This is a genomic window from Pseudoclavibacter sp. 8L, assembly GCF_902506465.1.
Classification (GTDB): Bacteria; Actinomycetota; Actinomycetes; order Actinomycetales; family Microbacteriaceae; genus Pseudoclavibacter.
This window is the reverse complement of sequence record NZ_LR733213.1, coordinates 24,652-37,006: the sequence shown is the minus strand read 5'-3', so window position 1 is coordinate 37,006 and position 12,355 is coordinate 24,652. Positions and strand designations below refer to the sequence as shown.

Genomic DNA, 12,355 nt, shown 5'->3' with positions numbered 1-12,355 from the left:
GGGCGGGGAGTAGGTGCGGAGGTGGGGTCAGCTGCTTCGGGGTCCATTGCCGCTGAACGTCGAGCCGTATTGGTGCGGCGCTGGAGCGGAGGGTTCAGGAGCAGACGCTGCAGGCAGAGCAGAGGGTGCAGAGGCAGAGGTACCGGGGGCAGGGACAGGAACAGGGATGGCGGGCCGTTGAGCGACTTGGGGCGAACCGGACGGAGCGGGAGCGGGAGCAGACGTTGCGGCAGGAGCAGGCGGTTGTCGACCAGATTGGGGCAGAGCAGGAGGGGCAGGCGCGGCAGGCGGAGCGGGCGTGTACCGAGGCGGGGCTGGAGGAGCCTGCGTCCCTTGGTCCTGCGCCCCCATGCCGTGAGCCGTGGGCCCCGGCACGCCGGACTCCGCGACGCCGGGCGCGCGCGCCCCAGCCCCCGGGGTTCCAGACGCGCGCTGCACTGAAGCCGGCAGCCAGGCGGCCTGCCGTTCGGCAGGGCGGGGCGCCGCCGCCCAGGGCGAAGGCTTGGCGGCGGCGTTGCTCGGCGCATCCGGCACCGCTTGCTGCACAGAGAGCCCAAGGAGGGAGATGCCGCCGCTCGTGTCGGTGTCCTCGTGCAGGCCGGCGATGCCCGCGTCGGCAGCCCTGCGGCGCTCGGCTTTCCGGAGCTCCGACGCGACCTTCGCCTTCTTCGCGCGGTGTCGCTGCACGAAGATGGCGACGAGCAGGCCGAGGCCGAGCACCAGCACGACGAGCAGCGCGAACGCGACGATGGTGAAGATCTGACTTGTACCGCCCATGGTCTGGTGCGCGTCCTCAGCGCATCGGGCGGATCTTGAGCTCGTCGACCGCCCCACCGGCTGGGGTGTCGACGGCGAGGCGCACGGCTTGGGCGACGGCCTGAGGGGTCAGGTAGCGCTCCCGCTCGTAGCTGCCATGCTCGAGCTGGCGCAGCTCCCGCTGCATGTCGGTGTCGACGCGCCCCGGGTGGATGCTCGACACGCGGACGCCGTGCTCGCGCTCCTCCTCGCGGAGCGCGTCCGTCAGCGCGCGAAGCGCGAACTTCGTGCCGCTGTAAACGCTCGTGCCCGCGCCGCTGGCGTAGCCGGAGCCCGAGTTGATCATGACGATCGTCCCCTCGCTCGAGCGGATGAGCGGCAGCAGGAGGCGGGTGAGGTCGGCGACCGCGAACACGTTGAGCTCGAAGGCACGGCGGAAGCGTTCGCGCGAGCTCTCGGCGATCGCGTCGTGCCCGCCGAGCACGGCTGCGGAGTGCACGAGCACATCGAGACGGCGGATGCTGCGGGTCGCCTCGGCAAGCTGTCGCTCGTCGTAGAGGTCGGCCACGAACGGGGTGGCTCCGGGGATGCGCGCTGCGGCTTCGGCAACCGCGCGCGGCTCCCGGCCGCCGACCAGGACGTGGTGGGTGCGACCGAGCTCCTGCGCGATGGCCTCGCCGATGCCGCGCGTTGCGCCCGTGACGAGTGCAACAGGTCGCTGGGAGTCGTCTTCGGACCCAGCGGGTGAACCGGCCTGGCCTACTTCAGTCATGGATGTTCCCCCGGGGGTGTGCGGCGTGTGACCGCGGGCAGCCGCGGCTCCCACATTCTGCCACCGTCATGCCAGGCGCTCCCTCTGAGTTCGCTCGCGAGGAGAGGATGTGAGCTTTGCGATCGTTGCCCCGCCCTGTGGCAGTCTTGAGCGGCAGACCCGCTCGAGAAAGCTCCAAGTGCCTCCCACCTCCTCACCCGCCGCGCGCCGTTCCGTGCACCGTTCCGGCCGCCGTGCGCTCGCGGCCGGAGCGCTCATCGGTGTCGCGGCCCTGCTCTCGGGATGCACGCCGCTCGCTCCTCAGGCGACGTCGCCCGCTGACGGCGGCACCGCTCCCGAGTCCAGCCAGCTTGTCGACCTTGCCGGCGAGGTCGAGGCGGCCGCCGCCGAGGGCGACGCTCCGGCATCGTTCGCCGCGGATGCCCTCGACGTGCTCGGCAAGCTCGACGTCGCTCCGCGCGACGAATGGCAGGAGTTCGATCGCGAGGGCTCGTTCGGCGAGGGCTGGCAGGACCCGGACGGCAACGGCTGCGACGCTCGCAACGACGCACTGGCCGCATCCATGACCGAGGTCAACCGCAACCGAGACGGCTGCCGAGTTGACACGGGCGTCTTCGTGGACCCGTACTCGGGGGACGAGATCGATTTCCAGCGGGGCCCCGACACGAGCCCGCTCGTACAGATCGACCACGTCGTCGCGCTCGCGAATGCGTGGCGCACGGGCGCGAAGGATCTGTCGTTCGAGGAGCGGGTGGAGCTGTCGAACGACCCCATGAACCTGCAGGCCACGGCGGGATGGGTGAACGACGACAAGAAGAGCCAGGATGCGGCGAACTGGCTGCCACCCCAGGAGTCGTACCACTGCACCTACGTGGCACGGCAGATCGTCGTGAAGGCCACCTACAGCCTCTGGGTGACGCAGGCCGAGCACGATGCGATGCGCGACGTGCTCGAGGACTGCGCGTAGGAGCGACCCCAGAGCACGCCGCGCCGGTCCAGTGCGGCCCGCCGGTGCGCTGACGTCTCAGCTCAGATGACGAGCAGCGTCGACACGAAGATCACGAGCACCACGGCGAGGCCGATCCAGCTGAGCCAGGCCAATTTCTTGGGCTGGAAGCGGAGTGCCGGGGAGCGCAGCACGCCGACCGCGACCGCCGCGAGCGCTGGCGCCAGCGCGAGCCCGAACGCCCAGCCGCCGACGCTCGCCCATGGCCCAGCGAACCAGAGGCTGACGAGGCCCGCGGCGGCGAGCAGCAGCCAGTTCACGATGGGCAGCGCCGCCTTCGAGCGGAACGCGAAGAGCAGGGCGAGGCCCGAGGCGAGCACAGCGAATCCGAACGTCACCCACAGCAGGAGCGAGCCCTGCGCGCCGAGGTCGGGCACCTCGGCTCCGCTGAGCAGCGACACGGCGATGGGGTCGACGACCTGCTGCGTGTTCCCCAGCACGACGACCGCCTTCTGCGCTTCGCGGTCGATCATGACGACGGAGGCGAACCCGCCGGTTCCGCCGCTGTGCCAGGTGAGCGTCGGGTTCGAGTCGGCCGTGGGGTTCGTGACCTGCGTGCTCTGCCAGACCCAGCCGATGTCGCTGCCTTCGGCGAACTGCGCCGTCGGCTCGAGCGCCGATGCACCAGGTGCGGAGCCGTCGAGGTTGGCGGCAGCCCACGCGGCGAGGTCGTCGATGTCGGTTGTCGTCGAGGATCCGGTCGGCGCATACCCCTCGCCCCACCAGTGATCGGTCGAAGCGCCGTTGGTGAGGAAGCCTGGAGTGGTCTCAGCCGGCACCTCAGCCTCGGTCGTGGCGATCGTCGTCGACTGCATGCCGACTGGCCCGAACACGCGCTCCTCGAGCAGCGACGGGTAGCTCTCGGCGCCCGATGCGCTGACGAGGGCCGTGCCGAGAAGCGCCACTCCGAGGTTCGAGTAGACGGGGCCCTGCGCCGGGTCGACGGGAGCGGAAGCCGCGTCGGCGATCATGGCGTCGCGCGTCTGCGGGCCGTAGGGGTTGCCTCCCGAGAGGGAAGCCGCGAGCGATTCGATGGCGAAGGCCGGGCCGAGGCGCGGGAGGCCGGAGCTGTGCTGGGCGAGGCTTGCGAGCGTCACCTCACCGGCCGGAGTTCCCTCGAGCTCGGGGATGTGCGTCGAGAGCGGGTCTTCGGCGCCCACCTCCCCGCGTTCGATCGCATCGGCGAACACCGCGGCGGTGAAGGTCTTCGTGACCGAACCCAGCTCGTAGAGCGTCTCGTTGGTGGGCGCCGGTCCGTTGCGTCCATCACCCGTCTTGCCCACCCCGGCCCACGTCGTGCTCTCCGGCGTGACCTCGGCGACGACGACGGAGCGGAACCCGCCGTGCCCGCCCACGGCATCAACGACCCTGGTCGCGAGCGCCTCATCGCCGGTGACCTGCGCGCCAAGCGCCTGACGCTGCGGGCCGACCACCATGCCGAGCACCACCGCGACGATCCCCGCCACGAGTGCGGCGATGACGAGGATGCGCCTCGCCGGACCTCGCGATGCTTCTGCGATCTCCGGCGACCCGGCAGGGTGCTCCTGCTGATGTTCGTGTGACATTCGCTTCCCCAGTTCTCGGCCGTGTTCCTGTCCCGTCCTTCAACGCTATGGGCAGCCACCGACACGGGCCTCGGCCGTGGGCTGGAGATGCATCCGCCCCACGCGGGAGATGCGGCGGGCACTCGAACCCGTCGCATGGCGTCGCCCGAGCGCGCTGCAGCGCGCGGCGTGGCAAGATCGGGGGATGAAGATCCTGTCGATCCAGTCGTCGGTCGCCTACGGGCACGTGGGCAACTCGGCCGCCGTGTTCCCGCTGCAGCGCCTCGGACATGAGGTGTGGCCGGTTTCGACGGTCGTGTTCTCGAACCACACGGGCTACGGCGCGTGGCGCGGCCCGCTCCTTCCTGCGTCCGATGTGCGCGACGTCATCCTCGGCATCGAGGAGCGCGGCGCGCTCGCCCAGGTCGACGCGGTGCTGTCTGGCTACCTGGGTGGCGAGGAGATCGTGGATGTCGTCGTCGACGCGGTCAAGCGCACCAAGGAACTCAACCCGGCGGCGAGCTACACGTGCGACCCCGTCATGGGCAACGCGAAGTCGGGCTGCTTCGTCGCTCCCGCGATCCCGGAGCTGATCCGTGAGCGGGTCGTGCCGGTCGCCGACATCCTCACCCCCAACCAGTTCGAGCTGGGTTTCCTCACGCGCACGACACCCGCGACGATCGAGGAGACCCTCGACTCGGTGCAGCGCGCCCGCGACCTCGGGCCGCGCACGGTGCTCGTCACGAGCGTCGAGCGACCCGACCGACCTGAGGGCACGATCGAGATGATGGCCGTCGACGATTCGGGGGCGTGGATCGTGCAGACTCCCTACCTGCCCTTCAAGGCGAACGGCTCCGGGGATGTCACGTCGGCCCTCTTCACGGCGCACTACCGCACTTCGGGCTCGGCAGCCGAGGCGCTCTCCGCGACCGTCTCGAGCGTCTTCGATCTGCTGCAGACCACGCTCGACTCCGGCGAGCGCGAGCTGCAGATCGTCGCGGCTCAGGATGCGTTCGCGAACCCGCGCATGCAGTTCGAGGTGCGCGAGATTCGCTAGACAGCTGACGCGCGTCCGGGTACCCGCGCGCGTCCGGGCTGTCCTTCGCGTCCGAAGTTGTGGCGAAGTGCATCCGGTCGACGCCCGGACAGCACTCCGCCACAACTCTCGAGCCCCGAACCGCCGGGCCGGCCGGCGCCCGCCGTCCTAGACGCGCGTCCCGCCCTGCATGACCCAGTCGAGGCGCGACTCGGCGAGCACGCTCACGTCGCCGAGCGGGTCGGCGGATGCGGCGATCAGGTCGGCGTGCGCGCCCGGCGCGATCACGCCGAGCTCACCTTCGCGCTGGAGCAGGCGGGCGGCCGTGGTCGTCGCGCTGCGGATGATGTCGATGACGGGCATGAACTCGGCGCGCACCTCGAACTCGCGGGCCTGGTGGCGCTGCATGCCGCCGAGCAGGTCGCTGCCGTAGCAGAGGTTGACGCCGCCCTTGTGGGCCTTCTCGAGCGCGACCTTGCCGCCTTCGAGCACGTCGGAGACCTTCACCCAGTTGTCCTGCGGCAGGCCGTGCTCGCGGCCTTCCTCCATGAGCGCCCAATAGGTGACGAGGTTCATGGTGAGGTAGGCGTCGTGCTCGAGGAAGAGCTCGATCGACTCGTCGTCGAGGAGGTTGCCGTGCTCGATGCCGCGCACGCCTGCCCGGAGGGCGCGGTTGATGGCGCGCGCCGTGTAGGCGTGTGCGGTCACGTAGCGGTTGGCTGCGGTCGCCTCCTCGACGACGGCCTCGATCTCCTCGACGGAGAACTGCGTGGAGTCGACGCGGTCGGTGGGCGAGGCGACCCCGCCGCCCGCCATGATCTTGATGTGGTGCGCGCCGCGCCGGATCTCGTCTCGGGCCGCGTGCCGGACGGCGGAGATGCCATCCACGACCCTGCCGATGTGGGAGCACGTGTACTCGCTGTCATGGCTGTCGCGGCCCCGCGAGCGCGGGTCGCCGTGCCCGCCGGTCTGCGAGAGCGCCTTGCCGCCGAAGAAGAGCCGTGGCCCTCGCACGAGGCCGTCGACCTGCGCGTCGTGCAGGCCGAAGTCGGCACCGGCGACGTCGCGCACGGTCGTGAAGCCGCGGTCGAGCATCTCGCCCATGAGCTTCGCCGCCTGCAGCGCGACGTAGTTCGGCGATTCCTCACCCATGGAGGGCAGGTCAGCCGTGTGGGCGGTGACGTGCACGTGGCAGTCGATGAGGCCGGGCAGGAGGTATCGACCGGCTGCGTCGAGCTCTTCGACGCCGTCCTGCGCTTCGATCTGGCCGCCGACCCGCTCGAAGCGCCCGTCGCGGATCGAGAGGTCGCCCGTGCGGTACTCCCCCGCGTCGACGTCGAGCCACGTGGCGCTGCGGATGATCAGGTTCGAGGTCATGCGGATGCTCCCTGCTGCTTGGCGCTCTCCACGCCGGTGTCGATGATCTGCACGGCGCGTTCCTGCGCCGTCGGGGTGTAGGTGCCCTCCGGGGCGCACATGTTGACGGTGGCGAGCGGGGCGCCGTCCGGACCCGGGATGGGCACGTTGAGGATCGAGCCGCAGCCGAGGGCCTTGATCGTGCTCGCGTCGTCGAAGATGCGGTCGAGGTCTGCCGGGGTGGCGCCGAGGAACGGCTCCCCCGAGTCGCGGCAGGCGGCGACCCAGTCGGGGGAAACCTGCGTCGCGACCTGCTTCGTGCCGCCGACCGGGTACTCGTCGGCGTGCGACGAGTAGATGCGCTCCATGACGGCCCCGCCCTCGGTGAAGCGAAGGACCGTGAACAGCACGACCCCCACCTCCTGCTCGATCGTGTGGTGGATGCTCGCCCAATCCACCGCATCCAGTGCCACCTCGCTGTTCCGCCCGAGTTCTCCGTTGCGCACTCGTTCTCCGTTCGGGGTCATGCGTTGCTCTCCTTCTTCTCGATTGCCTGCTTGTCCGTGCCCTTGCCGCTTCCCGTGATGTCCTCGAGCGAGCGCCCTGCGGTGCGAACGGCGAAGAGGAGCGTGCAGGCGACGCCGATGACGAGCACGGTCGTGGTCATGCCGAACACTCCGACGAAGCCCCACTGGGCGGCGAAGGTGCCGATGATGATGGGGGCCGTGATCGAGCCGATGCGGCCGAACGACGAACTCATGCCGACGCCGGTCGCGCGCAGCCAGGTCGGGAAGACCTCCGGCGTGTAGGCGTAGACGCCGGCGTAGGTGCCGTTGAGGAAGAACGAGAGGACGATGCCGGCGACCGTGACCATGATCGGGTCGTTGGCCTGGCTCATCCACAGTGCCGCACCGGCGGAACCGATGAGGTAGAGCGCGATCGTGAACTTCCTGTCGAGCTTCTCGTTGAGGTACGCGGCGCTGAAGTAGCCGGGGATCTGCGCGAGGTAGATGTAGAGCGAGTACGTGAAGCTCGTCGTGACGTCGATGCCGCGGTCGACGAGAAGCGTCGGGATCCAGGTGAAGAAGCCGTAGTAGGAGAACGTGATGACGAACCAGATGAGCCAGGTCGTCGCCGTGATGCGCCACATGGTGCGGCCCCACAGGAACTTGACGGCCTTGATGAAGCCGAACTTGACGGGTGCTTCCTCTTCCGGCGCGTTCGGGTCGACGGCAGGGAGGTCCTTGCCGGTGGATGCGCGCACTCGGTCTTCGAAGCTCGCGACCACCGCTTCCGCTTCCGCGTGCCTGCCGACGCTGGCGAGGTAGCGCGGCGACTCGGGGAGCGAACGTCGCCACCAGAGCAGCATGACGATGGGCAGGAAGGTGAGGACCTGCGCCCAGCGCCAGCCATCCTCCGAGGCCGGGACGACGAAGCGCCCGATGAGTGCGGCGGCCACGAACCCGAAGGAGAAGAACCCGGCGAGCGTGCCCACGAACCACCCGCGCCGGTGCTTGGGCACGAACTCGGAGAGGAAGGGCGCGATGATGGCGCTCTCGGCTCCGGCTCCCATTCCGGCGAGGATGCGCATGAAGAGGAAGATCTCGAAGTTCCAGGAGAGGGCCGCGACGAGGGATGCGACCGCGTACAGCACCAGCGACCACATCATGACCTTCTTGCGGCCGATCTTGTCGCCGAGGTAGCCGGCGAGGAGGGCCCCGAAGAGGAACCCGAAGGGGGCGGCGGAGCCGACGAGGCCGAGCTGCGCGGCCTCGAGGCTGAAGACGTCGCGGACGCTCGGCATGAGGAAGGCGACGATCGCGCCGTCCATGCCATCGAAGGTGTAGCCGAGCCCGCCGATGAGGAGGAGCGCGTAGTGGGGTTTGCTGATCGGCAGGCGATCGAGCCGTGCTGTGAGTGACAACGGGTTCTCCTGAGGGATCGGAACGTCGGTGTTCGAGAAAGCATGATCCAGCCGCATCCATCATGCAACAGAGATTGCAGAAATGTAACCCGCGCGAAATCTCTTGCAGGATTGCCCGGGGAACCGAACTGCGGCACACAACCCCCGGCGGATCCGTGCTGAAATGAACACATGCCAGCCGTCGAACCGCCCACCGACGACGAGACCCGACTCTCCCCCGACGCGTGGCTGCGGGGCGTCCTCGCCGGCAGCAATCTCGGCCCCACCAGCCAGAAGCTGGCGAACTACCTCGTCACGAACATCAACGCCGCCAGCTACGCGCAGGCCTCAGAGATCTCGGCGTCGGCGAGGGTGAGCGCATCCACGACGACGCGCCTCGCCCAGCAGCTCGGCTTCAAGGGCTGGCCGGACCTTCAGCAGGCCCTGCGCACCCGCTACCTCGCACAGCTGTCGATGGTCGACATCGCCGAGATCCACGGCCTCACGGACACTCCGTTCCAGAATGCGCTGCGCAACGACGCCGCACTGCTCGCGGCCACGATGCGCGACATCGACGACGTCGCGATCGCCCGCGTCGCGTCGGCCGTGCAGTCGGCGAAGCGCGTGCACGTCACGGCGATGGGCAGCTTCGCCGCGGTCGGCCAGGCGCTCGTCCACAACCTGCAGATCGCCGGCTACCACGTGCACGCACTCCTCGACCGCGACAGCGCGCTCTCGAACAGCGTCGCCCAGATGGGGTCCGGAGACCTGCTCATCGTGTGCAGCTACTGGCGGCACTACCGCACCATCGTGGCGGCTGCGAACGCCGCCCACAGGCAGGGCGCGACGGTCGTGGCACTCACCGACTACCTGCCCCCTCAGCTCGAGGGCGCCGTGGACGACCTCATCAAGATCCCCGCAGAGGGCACGTCGTTCTTCCCGTCGCTCACCGTCCCCATGGCGGTGCAGCAGGGCCTCGTCGCAACACTCGCGCAGCTCGACCCCGAGGCCACCAAGGTGCGCATCGACGCCGCCGAGCGGTTGTGGAACGAACTCGACATCCTCATCGACCCGCGCGCAGCCGAGTAGGCACGACAGCATTCCCGCGCCCCCTGCCGCGTCAGAACATGGGGTGGTCGTGGATGCTCGTGGCCGGCACCTGCTGGAGCACGTCCCAGTGCTCGACGATGCGGCCACCCTCGAAGCGGTAGATGTCCGCGACGGCCGCGTCCGGGGCACCGGGGCGGGAGGCACGCACGTGCACCATCGCCAGGTCGCCGTCGACGATGACGCGCTCGACGCTGAACGTCGCATCCGGTGACCCGTCGAACTTCGGGGTGAGTGCCTCTACCGCCGCAGCCGGCCCGTCTGCGATGCTCGGGTTGTGCTGCCGGTAGTCGTCGGCGACCAGGTAGTCGAAGGCGTCAGCAACGCGCTTGCGTGTATAGAACAGCTCGACGAAGTGCTCGAATGCGGCGCGGTTGTCAGTCATCGGTGGGGTCACGACCTTCGGTTCGAGGGCGCGCCGGTGCCGACGCTGGCGACTCCAGCTTGGCGGCCGAAGACCCGAAGCGCACATCAGAGGTGCGGATGCGCAGCATCAGCGCCGCGAGCACCACCCCCGCTCACCCCTTCGGATGAAACGGGACACCCCATGCGCCCACGTCGCCCTCCCCGACCGGAATCGCCCCTAGCTTGGTGAGCATGCTGCACATCCTCGATCGCCTCTCAACCGCCCGACTGCGCTGGATTCTCGAGCCCGCAGTCGGTGCGCTCTTCGTCGCACTCTGGTGCTTCGCGGAGGTTGGGCGCTGGAACAGTCACCTGCCGTTCTACGCGGCACCGGTCATCTATGGTGCGGCGATCGCTCTGTCTCGCCGCCTCCCACGGGTCGCCTTGGCCATGGGACTGCTGGTCCCGGTCCTGCAGCTGTCGGGGATGGTGCCCATGGCCTCGGCAAACGACTGGCCTGAGCACCTCGCCATGCCCCTCATCGTGTTCCTCGTCACGGTTCGCTCCCGAGGCGCACTCACCTGGGGATCGCTTGCAGCAGGCGTGGCCCATGCAGCCGGCCTTGCGTTCATGCTGGTCTACCTCGGGCAGTGGCTGCTCTGGACCGGGAGCTACGGAGCCGGTGTCGAACGATACTCCGCGAGCGGCGAGCTGTTCTTCCAGGACGGCGCCCAGGATATGGCGCGCAACCTGGGCCTCGGAGAGATCGACCTGACCACGCAGGAGAGCATGGTGCAGCTGATGACCGGGCCGGACGGACAGATCGCTGGCGTGACAGTCGCGCCACCCATGCCCGAGCTCCTGCTCTCGTCGGCCACCCAGCTGGCGCTGATCTTCACAGCGTTGACCGTCTTGGCCTGGGCACTCGGCACCTCGACCCAGTTCGCGATCAAGTGGGCGCGCGAACGCGCCATGCGCACCGCGTTGACGGTGGAGCTGTCGGCGTCCTCTACGGAGGTCCTCGTGCTGCACGAGCGGTCCCGCATCGCTCGCGAAGTGCATGACGTGCTCGCGCACTCGCTGACCGTGACGATCTCGATGGCGGACGGCTCGAGGCTGCTTCGCGAGTCGCGCGGCGAGTCGGCAGATGACCTGCAGAAGATCGCCGATAACGCTCGGAGCACGCTCCTCGAACTGCAGGGCCTCCTCGAGGACATCGGCGGGGCGGGCTCCGCCCCGCAGCCGAAGCTCGATGAGCTGGGCGCCCTCATCGATCAGGCCTCTGACGCCGGACTCGAGGTCGAGCTGCGACACCTCGGCGAACACAAGCGGCTCTCCCAGGTGCAGGAGCTGAGCGTGTTCCGGATCGTGCAGGAGAGCCTCACGAATGCGATGAAGCACGCGGGCTCCGGAGCGTCGGCGACGGTCTCCCTCGACTGGCGCGGCGCCGGGCTCTCCCTCAACATCGTCAGCACCGGGGCCTGCAGCTCCGGTTCCGCAGAGGATCCCCCGCAGCGCAGCGGCCTTGGCCTGACGGGAATGCGCGAACGTGCGCGTCTTGCGGGCGGCTGGCTGACCGCGGGAGCCGAACCGAGCGACGGCGAGGCGAAAGAGCGCCAGGTCTTTGTGGTGACAGCCTTCATCCCGACGCAGGACATCGTGCCGCGGGTCGCTGCGACCGAAGACACCCAGCTCACGACCGACAACAAGGAGGACGTGCAGTGACCAACGACGCCGCCACCCAGCCCGTCGACATCCGCGCCGCTCGGTCACGCTCAGCCGCGCGCATCCGCATCGCCCTTGTCGATGACCAGGAGCTGTTCGTCTACGGCATGCGGATGCTCGTGGAGTCGCAGCCCGACCTCGAGCTGATCGGCACGGCGAGCAATGGCGAGGAAGCCGTGGAGCTCGTCGTGGGAGAACGCCCCGACGTGGTGCTCATGGACATCCGCATGCCCGGACTCAACGGGATCGCCGCGACAAGGCGCATCCTGGAGGCAGCCCCGTACGCCGATGAGACGGGTCCGCGCCCGCGCGTCGTCATGCTGACCACGTTCAGGCAGGACGAAGCGGTGCTGCAGGCCATGCACAACGGCGCGAGCGCGTACGTCACGAAGGATGCGACGCCGGAGATGCTGCTGGACACGATCCGCGCCGTGCACGCGGGTGACGCCCCGGCGATGCCGGTGGGGCGCATCGCTCGCGGGGCGTCTCCGACCCCGGAACCGGCCGAGATCGCCCCTCGCCCCGACGTCGCGATCGCCGCACTGTCCCCTCGAGAGCGGGAGATCTTCCTCCTCGCCGCGAAGGGTCTGCGCAACAGCGAGATCGCCGCCGCCGCGTTCGTGAGCGAGGCGACCGTGAAGACGCACGTCCGCAACGTGCTCGCGAAGCTCGAGCTGTCGAGCCGTGCCCAGATCGTCGTATTCGCCTACGAGCACCGCCTCGTCACCGGGTAGCCCACGGGCGTTTTTTCGCCACCACCTCGCCCCGCCACTGCAGCCGTCCGGCAAGATTGTGGCGGAGCGCT

The 12,355-nt window shown here is 69.2% G+C and carries 12 protein-coding genes; 6 read left to right on the top strand and 6 right to left on the bottom strand.

Features of this window, described 5'->3' with window-relative positions; genetic code table 11:
• Positions 1–591: 591 nt before the first annotated feature.
• A complete protein-coding gene (locus GV007_RS18960; RefSeq protein WP_160075429.1) occupies positions 592–816 on the top strand; it encodes a hypothetical protein in 225 nt (74 codons plus the stop codon).
• Here the strand turns inward: GV007_RS18960 and GV007_RS18955 are convergent.
• Entirely contained in the window at positions 794–1,528 is a 735-nt protein-coding gene (locus tag GV007_RS18955; protein WP_160075427.1) for an SDR family oxidoreductase, read from the bottom strand. The genes GV007_RS18960 and GV007_RS18955 overlap by 23 nt on opposite strands.
• A gap of 178 nt (positions 1,529–1,706) precedes the next feature.
• On the opposite strand from GV007_RS18955, the gene GV007_RS18950 reads away from it, so the two are divergent.
• Complete coding sequence (locus tag GV007_RS18950) at positions 1,707–2,495, top strand: HNH endonuclease family protein (RefSeq protein WP_160075425.1); 789 nt, start codon at positions 1,707–1,709, stop codon at positions 2,493–2,495.
• A gap of 62 nt (positions 2,496–2,557) precedes the next feature.
• Here the strand turns inward: GV007_RS18950 and GV007_RS18945 are convergent, their stop codons facing one another.
• A complete protein-coding gene (locus GV007_RS18945) occupies positions 2,558–4,099 on the bottom strand; it encodes a serine hydrolase domain-containing protein (protein ID WP_160075423.1) in 1,542 nt (513 codons plus the stop codon).
• 184 nt (positions 4,100–4,283) lie between these two features.
• Here GV007_RS18945 and pdxY point away from each other — a divergent pair, with 184 nt between their 5' ends.
• Positions 4,284–5,135 carry a pyridoxal kinase PdxY gene (gene pdxY, locus GV007_RS18940; protein WP_104244693.1) on the top strand — a complete coding sequence of 284 codons (852 nt, stop codon included), beginning with the start codon at positions 4,284–4,286 and terminating at the stop codon, positions 5,133–5,135.
• A gap of 147 nt (positions 5,136–5,282) precedes the next feature.
• Here the strand turns inward: pdxY and GV007_RS18935 are convergent, their stop codons facing one another.
• From GV007_RS18935 to GV007_RS18925, 3 genes are read right to left on the bottom strand one after another with little or no spacing between them, the layout of a single operon-like run.
• Entirely contained in the window at positions 5,283–6,491 is a 1,209-nt protein-coding gene (locus GV007_RS18935) for a metal-dependent hydrolase family protein (protein WP_160075421.1), read from the bottom strand.
• Positions 6,488–6,997 (bottom strand): GAF domain-containing protein, encoded by a 510-nt coding sequence (locus tag GV007_RS18930; RefSeq protein ID WP_160075419.1) that lies wholly within the window; start codon positions 6,995–6,997, stop codon positions 6,488–6,490. Before GV007_RS18930 ends, GV007_RS18935 begins: the two co-directional genes overlap by 4 nt.
• Positions 6,994–8,394: an MFS transporter gene (locus GV007_RS18925; RefSeq protein ID WP_104244687.1), complete on the bottom strand. Its 1,401-nt coding sequence runs from the start codon at positions 8,392–8,394 to the stop codon at positions 6,994–6,996. The genes GV007_RS18930 and GV007_RS18925 overlap by 4 nt, the downstream gene beginning before the upstream one ends.
• A gap of 171 nt (positions 8,395–8,565) precedes the next feature.
• Between GV007_RS18925 and GV007_RS18920 the strand changes: the two genes are divergently transcribed.
• Positions 8,566–9,462, top strand: coding sequence for a MurR/RpiR family transcriptional regulator (locus GV007_RS18920; RefSeq protein WP_160075417.1), 897 nt, complete (start codon positions 8,566–8,568; stop codon positions 9,460–9,462).
• A gap of 31 nt (positions 9,463–9,493) precedes the next feature.
• On the opposite strand, the gene GV007_RS18915 is transcribed toward GV007_RS18920, so the two are convergent.
• Positions 9,494–9,865, bottom strand: a complete 372-nt coding sequence (locus GV007_RS18915; RefSeq protein WP_160075415.1) for a nuclear transport factor 2 family protein — start codon at positions 9,863–9,865, stop codon at positions 9,494–9,496.
• Between the two features lie 212 nt (positions 9,866–10,077).
• Between GV007_RS18915 and GV007_RS18910 the strand changes: the two genes are divergently transcribed.
• Positions 10,078–11,550 carry a sensor histidine kinase gene (locus tag GV007_RS18910; protein ID WP_160075413.1) on the top strand — a complete coding sequence of 491 codons (1,473 nt, stop codon included), beginning with the start codon at positions 10,078–10,080 and terminating at the stop codon, positions 11,548–11,550.
• Between the two features lie 107 nt (positions 11,551–11,657).
• Complete coding sequence (locus GV007_RS18905; protein ID WP_160075431.1) at positions 11,658–12,284, top strand: response regulator transcription factor; 627 nt, start codon at positions 11,658–11,660, stop codon at positions 12,282–12,284.
• Positions 12,285–12,355 lie beyond the last annotated feature (71 nt).

Bases quoted from the DNA above. Each gene is read 5' to 3' on its own strand.
- GV007_RS18955 (WP_160075427.1), bottom strand. From the start codon at position 1,528: ATGACTGAAGTAGGCCAGGCCGGTTCACCCGCTGGGTCCGAAGACGAC.
- GV007_RS18945 (WP_160075423.1), bottom strand. From the start codon at position 4,099: ATGTCACACGAACATCAGCAGGAGCACCCTGCCGGGTCGCCGGAGATC.
- pdxY (WP_104244693.1), top strand. From the start codon at position 4,284: ATGAAGATCCTGTCGATCCAGTCGTCGGTCGCCTACGGGCACGTGGGC.
- GV007_RS18935 (WP_160075421.1), bottom strand. From the start codon at position 6,491: ATGACCTCGAACCTGATCATCCGCAGCGCCACGTGGCTCGACGTCGAC.
- GV007_RS18930 (WP_160075419.1), bottom strand. From the start codon at position 6,997: ATGACCCCGAACGGAGAACGAGTGCGCAACGGAGAACTCGGGCGGAAC.
- GV007_RS18920 (WP_160075417.1), top strand. From the start codon at position 8,566: ATGCCAGCCGTCGAACCGCCCACCGACGACGAGACCCGACTCTCCCCC.
- GV007_RS18915 (WP_160075415.1), bottom strand. From the start codon at position 9,865: ATGACTGACAACCGCGCCGCATTCGAGCACTTCGTCGAGCTGTTCTAT.
- GV007_RS18910 (WP_160075413.1), top strand. From the start codon at position 10,078: ATGCTGCACATCCTCGATCGCCTCTCAACCGCCCGACTGCGCTGGATT.
- GV007_RS18905 (WP_160075431.1), top strand. From the start codon at position 11,658: ATGCGGATGCTCGTGGAGTCGCAGCCCGACCTCGAGCTGATCGGCACG.